The sequence below is a fragment of the Pontibacter liquoris genome (assembly GCF_022758235.1).
GTDB lineage: Bacteria > Bacteroidota > Bacteroidia > Cytophagales > Hymenobacteraceae > Pontibacter > Pontibacter liquoris.
The window spans coordinates 720,495-734,128 of record NZ_JALEBG010000003.1 but is presented as its reverse complement, the minus strand read 5'-3'; the positions used below and the strand labels follow the sequence as shown (position 1 = coordinate 734,128).

General features: G+C 50.8%; 13 protein-coding genes. 8 read left to right on the top strand and 5 right to left on the bottom strand.

The genetic code is table 11. From position 1 onward, the window contains the following. The first annotated feature begins 239 nt into the window (after positions 1-239). From LWL52_RS20175 to LWL52_RS20165, 3 genes are read left to right on the top strand one after another with little or no spacing between them, the layout of a single operon-like run. The gene (locus LWL52_RS20175; protein WP_242923758.1) at positions 240-455 is read left to right on the top strand and encodes a hypothetical protein; all 216 of its coding nucleotides are present in this window, start codon (positions 240-242) and stop codon (positions 453-455) included. Between the two features lie 12 nt (positions 456-467). After that, positions 468-3,749 carry a SusC/RagA family TonB-linked outer membrane protein gene (locus tag LWL52_RS20170; protein ID WP_242923757.1) on the top strand — a complete coding sequence of 1,094 codons (3,282 nt, stop codon included), beginning with the start codon at positions 468-470 and terminating at the stop codon, positions 3,747-3,749. A gap of 20 nt (positions 3,750-3,769) precedes the next feature. Further along, a complete protein-coding gene (locus LWL52_RS20165; RefSeq protein ID WP_242923756.1) occupies positions 3,770-5,164 on the top strand; it encodes a SusD/RagB family nutrient-binding outer membrane lipoprotein in 1,395 nt (464 codons plus the stop codon). Between the two features lie 169 nt (positions 5,165-5,333). Here the strand turns inward: LWL52_RS20165 and LWL52_RS20160 are convergent, their stop codons facing one another. The 5 genes from LWL52_RS20160 to LWL52_RS20140 form a co-directional block, all read right to left on the bottom strand. Beyond that, a complete protein-coding gene (locus LWL52_RS20160; RefSeq protein WP_242923755.1) occupies positions 5,334-6,050 on the bottom strand; it encodes an SAM-dependent methyltransferase in 717 nt (238 codons plus the stop codon). Positions 6,051-6,184: 134 nt separating this feature from the next. Next, positions 6,185-6,952: an alpha/beta fold hydrolase gene (locus LWL52_RS20155; RefSeq protein ID WP_242923754.1), complete on the bottom strand. Its 768-nt coding sequence runs from the start codon at positions 6,950-6,952 to the stop codon at positions 6,185-6,187. A 407-nt stretch (positions 6,953-7,359) separates the two neighbouring features. After that, positions 7,360-8,412 (bottom strand): selenide, water dikinase SelD, encoded by a 1,053-nt coding sequence (selD, locus tag LWL52_RS20150; protein WP_242923753.1) that lies wholly within the window; start codon positions 8,410-8,412, stop codon positions 7,360-7,362. Between the two features lie 2 nt (positions 8,413-8,414). Continuing rightward, on the bottom strand, positions 8,415-9,443 hold the full coding sequence (gene mnmH, locus LWL52_RS20145; RefSeq protein ID WP_242923752.1) for a tRNA 2-selenouridine(34) synthase MnmH: 1,029 nt from the start codon (positions 9,441-9,443) through the stop codon (positions 8,415-8,417). Continuing rightward, complete coding sequence (locus tag LWL52_RS20140) at positions 9,444-10,157, bottom strand: pyridoxine 5'-phosphate synthase (RefSeq protein ID WP_242923751.1); 714 nt, start codon at positions 10,155-10,157, stop codon at positions 9,444-9,446. Positions 10,158-10,333: 176 nt separating this feature from the next. Here LWL52_RS20140 and LWL52_RS20135 point away from each other — a divergent pair, with 176 nt between their 5' ends. The 5 genes from LWL52_RS20135 to LWL52_RS20115 all read left to right on the top strand — a co-directional run bounded on the left by LWL52_RS20135 (position 10,334) and on the right by LWL52_RS20115 (position 13,629). Next, positions 10,334-10,795, top strand: a complete 462-nt coding sequence (locus LWL52_RS20135; RefSeq protein WP_242923750.1) for a GatB/YqeY domain-containing protein — start codon at positions 10,334-10,336, stop codon at positions 10,793-10,795. A gap of 135 nt (positions 10,796-10,930) precedes the next feature. Continuing rightward, complete coding sequence (locus LWL52_RS20130) at positions 10,931-11,449, top strand: CvpA family protein (RefSeq protein ID WP_242923749.1); 519 nt, start codon at positions 10,931-10,933, stop codon at positions 11,447-11,449. A gap of 120 nt (positions 11,450-11,569) precedes the next feature. After that, on the top strand, positions 11,570-12,139 hold the full coding sequence (locus LWL52_RS20125; RefSeq protein WP_242923748.1) for an anthranilate synthase component II: 570 nt from the start codon (positions 11,570-11,572) through the stop codon (positions 12,137-12,139). Positions 12,140-12,190: 51 nt separating this feature from the next. Continuing rightward, positions 12,191-12,967, top strand: a complete 777-nt coding sequence (locus LWL52_RS20120; RefSeq protein WP_242923747.1) for an alpha/beta fold hydrolase — start codon at positions 12,191-12,193, stop codon at positions 12,965-12,967. Further along, positions 12,964-13,629: a CBS domain-containing protein gene (locus tag LWL52_RS20115; protein ID WP_242923746.1), complete on the top strand. Its 666-nt coding sequence runs from the start codon at positions 12,964-12,966 to the stop codon at positions 13,627-13,629. Before LWL52_RS20120 ends, LWL52_RS20115 begins: the two co-directional genes overlap by 4 nt. The last annotated feature ends 5 nt before the right edge of the window (positions 13,630-13,634 follow it).

Sequence of the window (13,634 nt, the reverse complement as noted above, 5' to 3'; positions counted from 1 at the left end):
GTGTCTAGGAGAGTGGGAAAAAGAAAGTATATGAAAGTGTAATGTTTTAAAAATCAGAAATATATTATATATTAGAGAACTATCTCACCTTAAATAACTAATACATGGCAAAACCATTACTATTTATCCTTTCCAAGGAATACTGCTAAAGCAGCAACTGGCTTACTATAAACCTGAAAGCCACCTCATCTATATTTCTGATATGATTTGAATGGGAATGCCTGTAAGCATTATGCTTTATGGCCTTGTACATTTTATTGCCTTTTGTAGGGGCATTATCTCTAGGTTCTTCAAACATAGTAGCTGAGGCAGGACGCTTGTTGCCTATAGAATACTTTCTAAAGGCACACGCAGATGTTTATACATCAAAATTAAGCCAAAAAATTTGCTCCCCTGAACGGCAGCGAGAAGCCGGGCATTTTACTCTTACTCATCTCAAACAAAGCTTACCTTAAACAAACAGCTAAATGAAAAAACTTTTAATGCTAAGTTTCTTGCTGCTCACGGCCTTGATTAATGAGGCCGTTGCGCAGGTAAGGACTATCACCGGTAAGGTGATCGATGCGACCTCTAACCAGCCTTTGCCGGGTGTTACAGTCTTGGTCAAAGGCACTACAGTAGGTACTGCGACCGGGGCAGATGGTACGTATACTGTTAACGCGCCGGAAAACAGTACCACGCTGGTGTTCCGCTTTATCGGGTATACCACCATAGAGCAGGCAGTTGGTACACGCTCCGTTATAAATGTAGCGTTACCGCTGGATAACCAGCAACTGGAGGAAGTAGTGGTAACAGCACTGGGCTTTAAAGAGGACAAAGACAAGGTTGGTTCCTCTACCAGCCAGGTATCTGGCGCTCGCGTGGCACAATCAGGTGAAACAAGTGCTGTAACCGGTCTGTCTGGTAAAGCTTCCGGTGTTCAGATCACAAGATCATCCGGTGACCCGGGTGCCGCTGCTTACATTCAGATTCGCGGCCAAAGTACCATTACAAACTCTGTGCAACCACTGGTTATCATCGACGGTGTACCAGTAAGCAACAGCTCGCTAGGCTCAGGCGTTGGAGGTGTTGTGCAGCAGTCTCGCTTGAATGATATCAACCCGAACGATATTGCTTCTGTTCAGATCCTGAAAGGAGCATCTGCCGCGGCTCTCTGGGGATCGCGTGCGGCTAATGGTGTGATGGTAATCACTACTAAAAAAGGGGCCTCCGGTAAAGGCAAGATCAATATCGGGTATGATGCGACCTACTCCCTTGATAAGATCAGCTACACGCATGACCTGCAGGACACTTACGGACAGGGATTCGGAGGGGCATATTCCCCAACGTCAGCGTACTCTTTCGGCGACAAGATCGCTAACAGAGCCGGAGGTGCTGACGTAGTGGACATGACAGGCCAAAAATTTGTGGCACAGGACGGTACGGAGTATTACCCTATCACACAAAGAAACGATCGCTCTTCTTATCTGGACGAGAACTTCGATGCTGTATTTCAGGACGGACACTTCTTTGAGCAGAACCTTAGCTTCAGTGGTGGAGACCAAGACGGCAACTTCTTTGCCAGTATTTCTGATCTGAACCAGGAAGGTATTATCCGCAATAACAGCGACTACCGCAGAACAACTGCCCGTATCAATGCTGAGAAAAGACTTGCCCCAACATTTAAGGCAAGTGGTAACGTTACCTACTCCAAAATTGGCTCTAATCGAATACAGCAGGGGTCAAACACTTCTGGTTTATACTTAGGTTACCTGCGCAATGCACCGGACTTCGATATCAGAGACTACAAGGGTACCTACTTTAGCGCGAATGGGGATGCTTTTTTAGGTAGACATCGCTCCTACAGAAGATATCTCGGACAAGGAACGGATACCTATGCAAATCCGGTTTATAACAACCCGCTCTGGACAATTAATGAGCAGCATAACACAAGTGATGTTGACCGTGTGTTAGGTTCATTTGAGTTGAACTATGAGCCTTCCACCTGGCTTAACTTTATTGCCCGCGCAGGTGCTGACCATTACACTGACCAGCGTTTAACTTTCTTCCCGGTTAACTCTGCAGAAAACGCAGGTAACGGATTGGGCACAGAGCAAACCATTGCTGAGACGCAGTTGAATGCAGACTTCATTGCGCGTGCCAACCATTCATTTGGTGAAAAATTCACCGGATCTTTCCTGCTAGGTATGAACCTGAACCAGCGTACGTACAATGAAGTTGGTGGTACATACCGTAACTTTATTCTGGGGCAGGACATCAGTAACTTCTCTAATGCCACAAACGAGAATACAACACCATTCGATTTTGAATCTACCCGCCGTAACTCTGCCGGTTATGCCACCGCTACATTTGGATTTAATGACATGTTATACCTGAATGCATCGGGCAGACTGGAAGCGGCTTCTACGTTTGGTTCACAGGCAAAAAGCGCATTTTTCTACCCTTCTGCTGATGTTGCCTTCCAGTTCAGCAAACTTGCCCCTTTTGCAGACAGTAAGTTCCTGAGCTTTGGTAAATTACGTGCCGGCTATGGTGAAGTGGGTGTGGAGCCCGGCCCGTACCTGACCACAGACGACTGGGTGCCTGCTTTCTTTGGTGAGAGCTGGGGACCTGGTTTGGATGCCAATGCCTATGCAGGTGCATTTATCAGAAATGATGTGCAAGGCAACCCCGAACTTAAGCCGGAGCGTAAGAAAGAACTGGAATTTGGTACCGATCTACGCTTCTTCGCTGACCGCTTGACCCTGAGTGCCACTTATTACAAAAATGAGACAGTAGATGCCATCTTTAACCTCCCTGTTTCTCCTTCTTCTGGTTACTTGTTCAAAACTGCCAATGCAGCGACGCTGGAGAACAGAGGTGTCGAATTAGATTTTAATGGCATTGTTTTAAAATCAGAAGACTTTTCCTGGAACATCGGTGGTAACTGGTCCAGAAACCGAAACGAGGTAACAGACTTGAGAGGAGTGGAGTCCCTGTTCCTTGCTGGTTTTACCGGTGTGTCTTCCAGAGCTGTTGAAGGCCAGCCGGTAGGTGTGTTGTGGGGCGGCAGATACGAGCGCAACGAAGATGGCAGCATCGCTACCGATGAGTTCGGCTTCCCGCTTACGGCTGCTACCGAAGGTGTGATTGGTGATCCGAACCCGGACTGGAGAGGAGGCCTGAACACAAGATTGAACTACAAAGGGTTTAGCTTCTATACCTTGTTTGAGTTCTCGCAGGGAGGTGATATCTGGGCAGGTACAGAGGGCGTGCTGCGCAACTTTGGTACTTCCGCCTACACCGATGTTGAGACTACCTTATCTGCACAGGATGCTGGCGCTACCTACTTATATGGTGGCAGCTTAGTGTCTGATGTATACACGCCTAATGCTGATGGTAGCTATACGTTCCGTGGCAAAATAGATGATTTTGGAGGAGGGCCGGTAGCACTGGATCAGAGTTACTTTACATCTATTGGTGGTGGCTTTGCCGCTAATGGGGAACAGTTTATCCAGGATGCCTCCTGGTCCCGCATCAGAGAAATGACCCTTTCTTATACCCTGAACAGCGAAGGCTTCAGAAACTTCACCAAGCTGCAATCTGTGCAGTTCTCTTTGACTGGCCGTAACCTGGCCATCTGGTCTAAAGAGTTTAAAGGCGTAGACCCCGAAACCAACCTGACCGGTACGGGTAATGGCCGCGGTCTGGAGTACTTCAACAACCCGGGTACAAAGTCGTTCCTGGCATCGATCAGGCTTAATTTCTAATACATCAATTAAAGACATTTATGAAAAAGATATTTAGATATATTTCCATCTTCTCTCTGGCCGTGTCTGTGATGGGATGCAAGAGCTTTGTGGATGATTTAGAGGAAGATCCAAATAACCCCAGCGGGAAATCTGTTGATGTAAACAACATGATCCAGGGGGTGATGCTTGCCGATGCACTGCTTCATGAAGGTGAAATGGCGCGTATGGCCGGTATGTGGACGAACCAGTTTACCGGTGTTGACAGACAGTACGTGAACTTGAACCAGTACCTGGTTACTGCCGGTGATTTTGACAGCCCGTGGTCTACCATGTATTACGGTACCATTACGCAGGCTCGTTTAGCTAAGAAAAAAGCGAAAGCAGAGTTAAATCCGAAAGTCGAAGGGGTGGCGCAAGTGCTGGAAGCGCATGCTGCCGGTACGGCTGCCGCTTTGTTTGGGGATGTACCGTTTTCAGAGGTAACAGTATCAGAAACTCCTGCTTTTGATCCGCAGGAGGAAGTATATGCCGACCTGCAGGTACTCCTGGACTCCGCCGTTGCAAACCTTGAGCTGAACAAAGGTATACTTAAAGGAGAAAAGGACCTTTACTATACAGGGGGGGCACAGCAGTGGGCCCGGGTTGCTTATACTTTAAAAGCGCGCTATTACATGCATACCGGCGACTATGCGAAGGCAGAAGAAGCAGCCTTAAAAGGTATAGCTTCTCCTGAAGGAAACATGGTAACTCCGCATGGTGAAGCTTATTACAGTCTGAATGTTTACTATTCGTTCGGGCAGTCTGAGCGGGTGGGGTATATGACGGCCGAAAATGCATTTGCTCCGATGTTGATCGACCCGGCTCAGGAAGGGGCGTTTGCTCAAAACCGTAATAACGCAAAAACGGATGAGTCAGCTCGTTTCAACTATTACTATACTGGCGAGGCAGGCGCTTATGACCTTAATTATGCGGATGAAGCAGCTTTTGGTTATAACATGGGCTTCCCGATGGTGACTTATGCAGAAACGCAGCTTATCCTTGCAGAGGCTCGTGCCAGACAGGATAACTTAGCGGGTGCAATCGAGGCACTAAACGCCCACAGAAGCAAACTCAATGAGCAGTTTGGAGAGGGGGCATATCAGCCATACCTGATTACTGACTTTGCCATCGGTGGTATAGAAAACAATGGTTCGCTTGCGGCTAAAGATGCTCTGTTAACCGAAATTCTGGAGGAACGTTACGTAACATTTATTGGTAATATAGAAGCTTTCAACGACGCCAGAAGAACGGATAACCTGCTTGGTATTCCGGTTAAAGGAACGGCCAGCAAATTGCCGGAGCGTTTCCTGTATCCACAGGATGAGGTGAACTCCAACCCAAATACGCCAAACCCGCTACCTGATTTGTACGAGCCGACTGCGGTGAACAAGTAGCGGTTGTTAATAGCCGGAAAGATTAAAGTGAAAGATTTTAATAGGTAGTAGTATTTTTCTTCATAGCGAAAAGGCCCCCGGTTTGCGGGGGCCTTTTCTTTTAGCATCAAACAAAGAAAAGCCGCAACTATAAGTATAGCTGCGGCTTTCGCTGTTTGATATTGGATATTTACTTATAGATTAAAAATACGGCGGGCTGTTTATGGATATCAGGTAGTTTGCCGCGCCATTGCTGTATGGTTTTGGTCTGGATAAACTCGTGCTCGGGCGAGGTGATGTTGGCGGCAATGCAAAGCTTTGTGTCCGGGTGCAGCGTGGCCAGCAAATCTTCGAGCAGCTTGTTGTTGCGGTAAGGCGTTTCCATAAAGATCTGTGTGCGGCTTTGCTGCTGCATTTCTTTCTCCAGCTGGCGCAGCGCCTGCACGCGGGGGCCACGTTCGATGGGCAGGTACCCGTGAAAGCAGAACTGCTGCCCGTTAAAGCCGCTGGCCATCAAACTCAGCAGTATGGCCGAAGGACCGGCAAAAGGCACTACCCTGATTCCTTTCTGGTGTGCATACTTTACCACCTCGGCCCCAGGGTCGGCCACACCGGGGCAGCCCGCTTCAGAGATAATGCCGGCATCTTTGCCTTTTTCCAGCAGCGGCTTAAGCGAGGCCTGCACCTGGGCAGCGGGCGTGTCTTTGTCTACCTGCACAAACGTAAGCTGCTCGATCACCAGCTCCGGGCAAATGCTTTTCACAAAGCGGCGCGCCGTGCGTAGGTTTTCCACAATAAAATAGGTCAGATGGCGCACGGTTTCCTTTACCTGCGGTGAGATAACCTGATCAGCTGTTTCTTCTGCCAGTATAGTAGGAATGAGGTATAAAGTGCCGGTCTGTTTCATAAATGCAAAAGTATGAAGTATAACGCAGGTATAAACAAAAAGCTGCCGGCACTATACTAGCGGCGGCAGCTTTTTGGCCTTTCACGTGGCCTGAATACGAAACAGCGTTAAACGCTAATCAGTTATACTTATACTTAGTGCGCCAGAAAAGTGCTTACCAGCTCGTATACTTTATCGGGCGCCTCGGCATGTACCCAGTGGCCCGCCTCGGGTATGGTTTCGATCTCCACGAGCGTAAACAGGTGCTCGATAGAGCCAAACAGGTCTTCGGGTTTGATGTAGCCGGACCTGCCGCCTTTTATAAATAAAGTGCTTTTCTTGAAAGGCACATCCGATGTGACCGCGGCAGCCACCTGTGCATAATTTCTTTCGATAGCATCCAGGTTCATACGCCAGCCAAATGTGCTGTCCTCTTTGCGGTACAGATTCTTCATCAGGAACTGGCGCACGGCCTCTTCCTTGATGGTTTTGGCCAGCTGCGCATCCACTTCGCTACGACTGGTTACAGTGCCCAGGTCCACCGACTGCAACGCATCAATGATCTCATCGTGATGCGGCGGGTAAGCTTTGGGAGCGATATCCACCACGATCAGCTTGGTCAGGCGGGTAGGGTACCGAAGCGCATAGGTCATGGCTACTTTGCCACCCATCGAGTGGCCCATGATAGCTGGGGTAGGTATGTTGAGGTGATCTACCAGTTCCAACACATCAGCCGCCATGGCCTCGTAGTTATGCTCCTCGGAGTGCGGTGAGCGGCCATGGTTGCGCAGGTCCACCAAAAATACGTTATAATGTTCGGCAAGCCGTTTTGCCAGCGTCTGCCAGTTATCCAATGTGCCAAACAGCCCGTGCAAAATCAGCAGCGGCTGGCCATGGCCCATTTCCTTGTAGTGTAGTTTCATATCTTGATGCTTGTATCAATTAACAATATCAGGTTTACCTTACGTAAGTATGGCGAAGGTGATTTTATACTTTGTAATGTTTACCTGGCTTTAGCATGGTGCGAGTTTTCAAACTCGTGTCTTTAATGGATGGAGTCACCAGCTTCACTGAAGCCACTGGCTTTAAACGGATGGCTGCGGCAAAGAACGGAAGCGACAGTACTTCAGTACAAGTATAACTCCGTGGTTAGCAGTTCCCGTCCTATGGGCGCAGTGAAGTCTCCTCAAGTCCTAGGTCGTGGACCCGCGCCAGATGGGGTAGATGGAGAAAGTATTAGTCTGCATACTTTCATTTCCAAATCGCCACATCCTCACATCCCTACATCTTCCAATCTCCAAATCTTCAAATCACCCACATCTCCACATTCTCACATCACCTTTATCAGCTGCTCTCCGTTTTCACGCTCCTTCAGCACACCGAACGGCTCCAACTGCAAGCCATACTTGGCAAACACCGCCAGCACTGCCTCGCGACCGGCCGGGTCTACGGCTACCAGCAGGCCGCCGCTGGTTTGCGGGTCGCAGAGCAGGTGCTTCTGGACGGGCGTGAGGGCAGCAATCTTGTGGCCGTAGCTGTCGAAGTTGCGGTGCGTACCGCCCGGAATGGCTTTCTGCGCCAGGTATGTCCGTGCTTCGGGTAGTACGGGTACTTTATCGAAGTATACCTCCGCGGCCAGGTTGCTGCCTTCACACATTTCGGAAAGGTGGCCCAACAAGCCGAAACCGGTCACGTCGGTCATGGCTTTTACCTGCGGCAGCTGTCCCAGTTCCGCGCCTATTTTGTTCAGTTGCATCATTTGCTGCGGCGCCAGGTGCGCGTGCTCCGGCTGCAGAATCGCTTTCTTCTGCGAGGTAGTCAGGATGCCCACGCCCAGCGGCTTGGTCAGGTATAGCTCGCAGCCGGCAGTGGCAGTGTCGTTCTGCTTTAAATTTTTGATATCCACCATACCCGTTACTGCCAGCCCAAAAATCGGCTCGGGGCTGTCGATGCTGTGGCCGCCGGCCAGCGGAATGCCCGCTTCGTGGCAGATGCTACGACTTCCTTCCATCACGCGTCGGGCTACTTCGGGGGGTAGCTTATCAATTGGCCAGCCAAGTATGGCAATAGCCATCATCGGCGTGCCGCCCATGGCATACACATCCGAAATGGCGTTGGCCGAGGCAATGCGCCCAAAGTCATAGGCATCATCCACGATGGGCATAAAAAAATCGGTGGTACTGATCAGCGCGCGGCCCTGGCCAATGTCGTAAACGGCGGCGTCGTCGCGGGAATGGTTGCCCACCAGCAGGTTTTTGTCTTCGGGGTAGCTGATATGTGAGTGCAGGATGGAATCCAGCACTTTAGGCGATATTTTGCAGCCGCAGCCGGCGCCGTGGCTGTATTGGGTTAATTTTATGTCTTGGATAAGAGGTTCTTCCATGGTTATAGTAAATTATGTTGTTTGGCGAACTGCAGCACTTGCGCCGCATTTTCTTCAGGGTCTAATTGTTGTAGCGGAAGCGGGAGCACCTGCTGTTTTTTAACTATTTCGAAAGTATAGGCTTTGTCGTAATAGGTGAGGGCGATCGCCACCATCTTTTCCATATCGCCTTCGGCAATGGCAGCCAGGGCCTGGTTGGTAGCTAGTCCGCCCAGGCGTTTCTTTATTTTGAGGATGGACGTGGCAAGCAGCGCTTCGTCGGTGTGGCAATACTCTTCGGCCAGCTTCCGGATGCGCAGCTTTAGTGGCACCTGCAGCACGATCGTGGGCGAGGCCTGCATCTGGTCGTACAGCGGTTTGGGCATCACCACGCGCCCGATGGTTATACTTTCATCTTCCAGCCACAGGGGCAGTTGCTCGTCCAGTTGCAGCAGCGCCATGCCCAGCAGGTTCTCGAAATGCTCGGTGCTGGGTTGCGGCGCCATGCCGATGCTCCCGAAAGCGGAGCCTTTGTGGCTGGCCAGTCCTTCCAGGTCGATGGTTTGCTGCCCCAGTCCCTGCAGGTAGGGCAGCAGGTCTGTTTTTCCGGTGCCCGTCAGGCCGCCAAGTATAAGCAGCTTGCGGGGTTTGGCAAACTGCTGCTGCATCAGGTGGCGGTAGGTTTTGTAGCCGCCTTCCAGCAGGTATACTTTAAATCCTGCAAAGTCGAGTAGCCAGGCCATGGCCCCGCTGCGCATGCCGCCGCGCCAGCAGTGCACCAGCAACTCCTTGTTCCGGGCCAGCTTTTTGGCTTCTTTCACAAAGCCGGCCATGCGCGGGCCAAACGAATCCAGCCCAAGCAGCACGGCCGGGTCGTGGCCCTGCTGCTTATAAGCCGTGCCGATTAGGGCGCGTTGGGTGTCATCAAAAATAGGGAAAGAATGCGCTGCCGGAATGTGACCCACAGCATACTCCTGGGGGGCACGTACATCCAGCACCGGCAGTTGTGCTGCCCGCTGCAAAAATTCCTCTATACGTATGGTATGTACCATTTATTTAAGTTGACGCAGGTATAGCTGTATCGTGTTTTCCAGGCCAAAGTAGAGTGCATCGCAGATCAAGGCGTGACCAATGCTCACCTCATCAAGCTGCGGCAGGCTGTCTTTCAGGTACTTGAGGTTGTCCAGGTCCAGGTCGTGGCCGGCGTTTATACCCAGGGCAAACTCCTGCGCCCGCTTCACTGCCCGGATGTAGGGCGCAATAGCCTGTTCTTTATTCTGGTGATAGCCCTTTGCGTAGGCTTCGGTGTACAGCTCGATGCGGTCAGTTTCTACCAGCGCAGCGCCTTCCACCAACCCTTCGTCCGGGTCTACAAAAATAGAAACGCGGATGCCGTGGGATTTCAGCTCCAGGATGGTCTGCGTCAGGAAGTCCTTGTGGTGGATGGTGTCCCAGCCGGCATTGGAAGTGATGGCATCCGGGGCATCGGGCACCAGCGTTACCTGCTCGGGCTTTATTTCGGTGACTAACTTTATGAATTCCGGCGTAGGATTCCCTTCAATGTTGAATTCGGTAGTTACGACTTCTTTCAGCTCATATACATCGCGGTAGCGGATGTGGCGCTGGTCGGGGCGCGGATGTACCGTAATACCTTGTGCGCCGAAGCGCTCGCAATCTTTCGCCGCTTGCACTACATTTGGTCGGTCGCCGCCCCGAGCGTTCCGAAGCGTGGCTATTTTGTTTATATTTACACTCAGTTTGGTCATTGGTGTGAGGTTTAACGTGTCTATAAAGTAGGTATACGTTACTTTCTAAATGACTAAATTAGTGTAATTTTAGTTAGGATGTAAAACAATAGCGCGGGCGCCGGCAGCGTATACTACCGTAGCTGCCGGCTAACGGGCAGCCATTCAAACCATAAACTTCTAGCAATTCAGAAACTATGACATTAAAAGAAAGCGTTGACGCCGGTATTAAACAAGCCATGCTGGCCAAAGATAAAGCACGTCTGCAAGCCCTGCGAAGTATAAAGTCGCAGGTACTGCTGGCCGAAACAGAAAAGGGCGGTGCTGATGGCCTCTCGCAGGACACCGAAATAAAGCTGCTCACCAAAGCGGCCAAGCAGCGGCGCGAATCAGCGGAACTGTATGCCGCCCAGGGCCGCACCGACCTGGAAGAAGTGGAACTGGCCGAGCTGGCTGTAATCGAGGAATTTCTGCCCCAGCAGCTCGACGAAGGTGATCTTCGCGCGCGCCTGGTCGAGATCATTCAGCGCGTGGGCGCCACCGGCCCTTCGGACCTGGGTAAAGTGATGGGTATCGCCTCGCGCGAGCTGGCCGGCCAGGCTGATGGCCGTGCCATATCGCAGACCGTAGGCGCGCTGCTGAACAATACCGATTTTTAAAGTATATCATCAACTATTGCAAGCCGGAGCAGCTTAGTAACTGCTGCCCTGGTTTACCCTTAAGCAAAAAGTATAACCGGATGTAAGAAGCAAAAGTCTTGTATCTTGCATCTTACATCCGGTTTCTTAAAATACATGAGTACGTTTGATTTTTTTCTGGCCATTCCGATCGCTTTCGGTGCTTTTATGGGGTTTAGAAAAGGGCTGTTGCTGGAATTGGTATCGTTGGTGGCGCTGGTGCTGGCCATACTTGGCGGCCTGAAGCTGCTGAACACGGCCCTGCCCGTAATGGAAGGTTTTATAGGCGATGTGCATGGCCTGCTGCCGTTCGTCACGTTTCTGGTCGTATTTGTCGGGATCATTCTGCTGGTGCGCCTGGTCGGGCTGCTGCTCAAAAAGGTCATCGACTTTACCCCTTTCGGCTTGTTCGACAATGTGCTGGGCGCCATACTTGGCGCGCTGAAGTGGTGCGTGGCCCTGAGCCTGTTGCTTTATGTGGCCAGCCTGGCGGGGATCAGTATTTCAAAAGAGACCGCCGATGCATCGGTAGTATACCCGGTGGTGCTTAAAACCACGCCTTATGCCCTGGATATCCTGAGCTATGTGCTCCCGTTCGTAAAAGCGCTCATCTTCTCGCTAAAACAAAACTTTTAGCAGTTAGAAAGTTAGAACGTTAAAGAGTTAGAAAGTTGACAGTGTAAGGACGCAGTAAGTAACTCTCTAACTCTTTAACTCCTAAACTCTCTAACTCCCAAACTCTCTAACTTTTTACAGTTGCTTCTGCTGCTCGATAATTTTGATTCCTTTACCTATAACCTGGTTGATTACTTTGGGCAATTGGGAATAGCGGCCACGGTGGTGCGCAACGATGTGCCGCTGCACGAGATTACCCGCTTGCCTGTAAAAGCGGTGGTGCTCTCGCCGGGACCCGGGGCACCGCAACAGGCAGGCAACCTGATGGCCGTGATCGAGCATTACCACCAGCAGGTGCCTATGCTGGGTATTTGCCTGGGGCACCAGGCGCTGGGGCAGTACTTCGGGGCCACGCTGGCGAAAGGGCTGAAGCCCATGCACGGTAAACTATCAGAAATATGCTGCCAAAAAGATGCAATTTTTGAAGGCCTGCCAACCACGATGCCGGTGGTGCGTTATCATTCATTGGTGCTGCAGCAGCTGCCCGAAAGCCTTAAAGCGCTGGCACATACCCCGGAAGGGGAGCTGATGGCCTTCCGCCACCGAGAACTGCCGCTGTATGCGCTGCAGTTTCACCCGGAGGCGGCCTTAACCACTTATGGGTTGCACATGCTCCGAAATTGGGTTAGTATTGCTAATATTGCAGTGTAAAGTACGGTTTACTTTTAAATTACGATTCTTTTACATAGCTTCTCATATCAAATGGATCTACAGATAAAACAAGAAGGCGATTTTCAATATATAGACGAAGGTGAAGGTGATGTATTGTTGCTGCTGCACGGCTTATTTGGTGCGCTCAGTAACTGGAACGGTGTAGTAGATCATTTTTCAAGCAAATACCGCGTGATCATACCCCTGATGCCGATCTATGAAATGGCCCTGCACAAGGCCGGCGTGCCGGGGCTGGTCTCGTTTGTAGAAGATTTTGTAGCCCTGAAGAACCTGTCCAGGCTCACGTTGCTGGGCAATTCGCTGGGCGGCCACGTGGCGCTGGTGTATACCCTGAAAAATGCTGCCAAGGTAAAACGGCTGGTGTTAACGGGAAGCTCCGGGCTGTTTGAAGATTCCATGGGCGGATCTTTTCCGAAGCGAGGCAACTATGAATATGTAAAAGAACGTGTAGGGTATACGTTCTATGATCCGAACACCGCCACCCAGGAACTGGTAGACGAGGTGTTTGGCATCACCAACAGCAACGCCAAGTGTCTGCGCATCATTGCCATTGCTAAATCCGCCCAGCGGCACAACATGGCCAAAGATATTACAAACATCCAGGTACCAACGTTGTTAATATGGGGACTGAACGATACCATAACGCCGCCGTTGGTTGGGCATGAGTTTAACCGGCTGATGCCTAACTCTGAGTTATACTTTATCGACCACTGTGGGCACGCGCCCATGATGGAACATCCGGAGAAGTTTAACAGTATCTTAGAGAAGTTTCTAGAGAAAACACCTATAACCGAACACGTCACATGATCGCAGAAGAACTCATCAACCAAATGATTCCGCCGCTGAAGTTGTATGATACCGTGGAGAAGGCTTTGCGTTGGATGGATGAGTTCCGTGTAAACGAGCTGCCGGTGGTTAGCAACCGCAAGTACCTGGGCCTGGCAACCGAGCTGAGCCTGATCGAGCTGAGCGACCGCGCACAGCAGCTGAAAGAAATTCCGCTGGAGTACCAGGACGTGCATGTGCAGCAGCACCAGCACTTTTACGATGTGATGGAGGCGGCCATCAAAAACAAGATTCAGGTAGTGCCCGTGCTCGACGAAGAGCATGATTATATAGGCATCATCACCATAAACGATACCCTAGCAGCCTTTGGCCAGATGTCGGCTTTGCAGGGGCAAGGCAGCATTCTGGTGCTGTCGATGGCCGAGCGCGATTATTCACTGAGCCAGATCAGCCGCCTCATTGAGGAGGAGAACGTCAAGATCCTCAGCGCCTATGTATCGCCTGACGAGCTGGACCCATACCAGATCAAGCTCACCTTGAAGCTCAATGCCAGCGACCTTACCCGAATCATCGCCACCCTCGAGCGCTTCGAATACCGCATTACAGCCCAGTTTAACGATGGCAGCAATTACGATGTGGGCCGCGACCGGCTGGACATGCTCTTAAAATACCTAGATATTTAACCTGC

Bases quoted from the DNA above. Each gene is read 5' to 3' on its own strand.
- LWL52_RS20175 (WP_242923758.1), top strand. From the start codon at position 240: ATGGCCTTGTACATTTTATTGCCTTTTGTAGGGGCATTATCTCTAGGT.
- LWL52_RS20170 (WP_242923757.1), top strand. From the start codon at position 468: ATGAAAAAACTTTTAATGCTAAGTTTCTTGCTGCTCACGGCCTTGATT.
- LWL52_RS20165 (WP_242923756.1), top strand. From the start codon at position 3,770: ATGAAAAAGATATTTAGATATATTTCCATCTTCTCTCTGGCCGTGTCT.
- LWL52_RS20160 (WP_242923755.1), bottom strand. From the start codon at position 6,050: ATGAAACAGACCGGCACTTTATACCTCATTCCTACTATACTGGCAGAA.
- LWL52_RS20155 (WP_242923754.1), bottom strand. From the start codon at position 6,952: ATGAAACTACACTACAAGGAAATGGGCCATGGCCAGCCGCTGCTGATT.
- selD (WP_242923753.1), bottom strand. From the start codon at position 8,412: ATGGAAGAACCTCTTATCCAAGACATAAAATTAACCCAATACAGCCAC.
- mnmH (WP_242923752.1), bottom strand. From the start codon at position 9,443: ATGGTACATACCATACGTATAGAGGAATTTTTGCAGCGGGCAGCACAA.
- LWL52_RS20140 (WP_242923751.1), bottom strand. From the start codon at position 10,157: ATGACCAAACTGAGTGTAAATATAAACAAAATAGCCACGCTTCGGAAC.
- LWL52_RS20135 (WP_242923750.1), top strand. From the start codon at position 10,334: ATGACATTAAAAGAAAGCGTTGACGCCGGTATTAAACAAGCCATGCTG.
- LWL52_RS20130 (WP_242923749.1), top strand. From the start codon at position 10,931: ATGAGTACGTTTGATTTTTTTCTGGCCATTCCGATCGCTTTCGGTGCT.
- LWL52_RS20120 (WP_242923747.1), top strand. From the start codon at position 12,191: ATGGATCTACAGATAAAACAAGAAGGCGATTTTCAATATATAGACGAA.
- LWL52_RS20115 (WP_242923746.1), top strand. From the start codon at position 12,964: ATGATCGCAGAAGAACTCATCAACCAAATGATTCCGCCGCTGAAGTTG.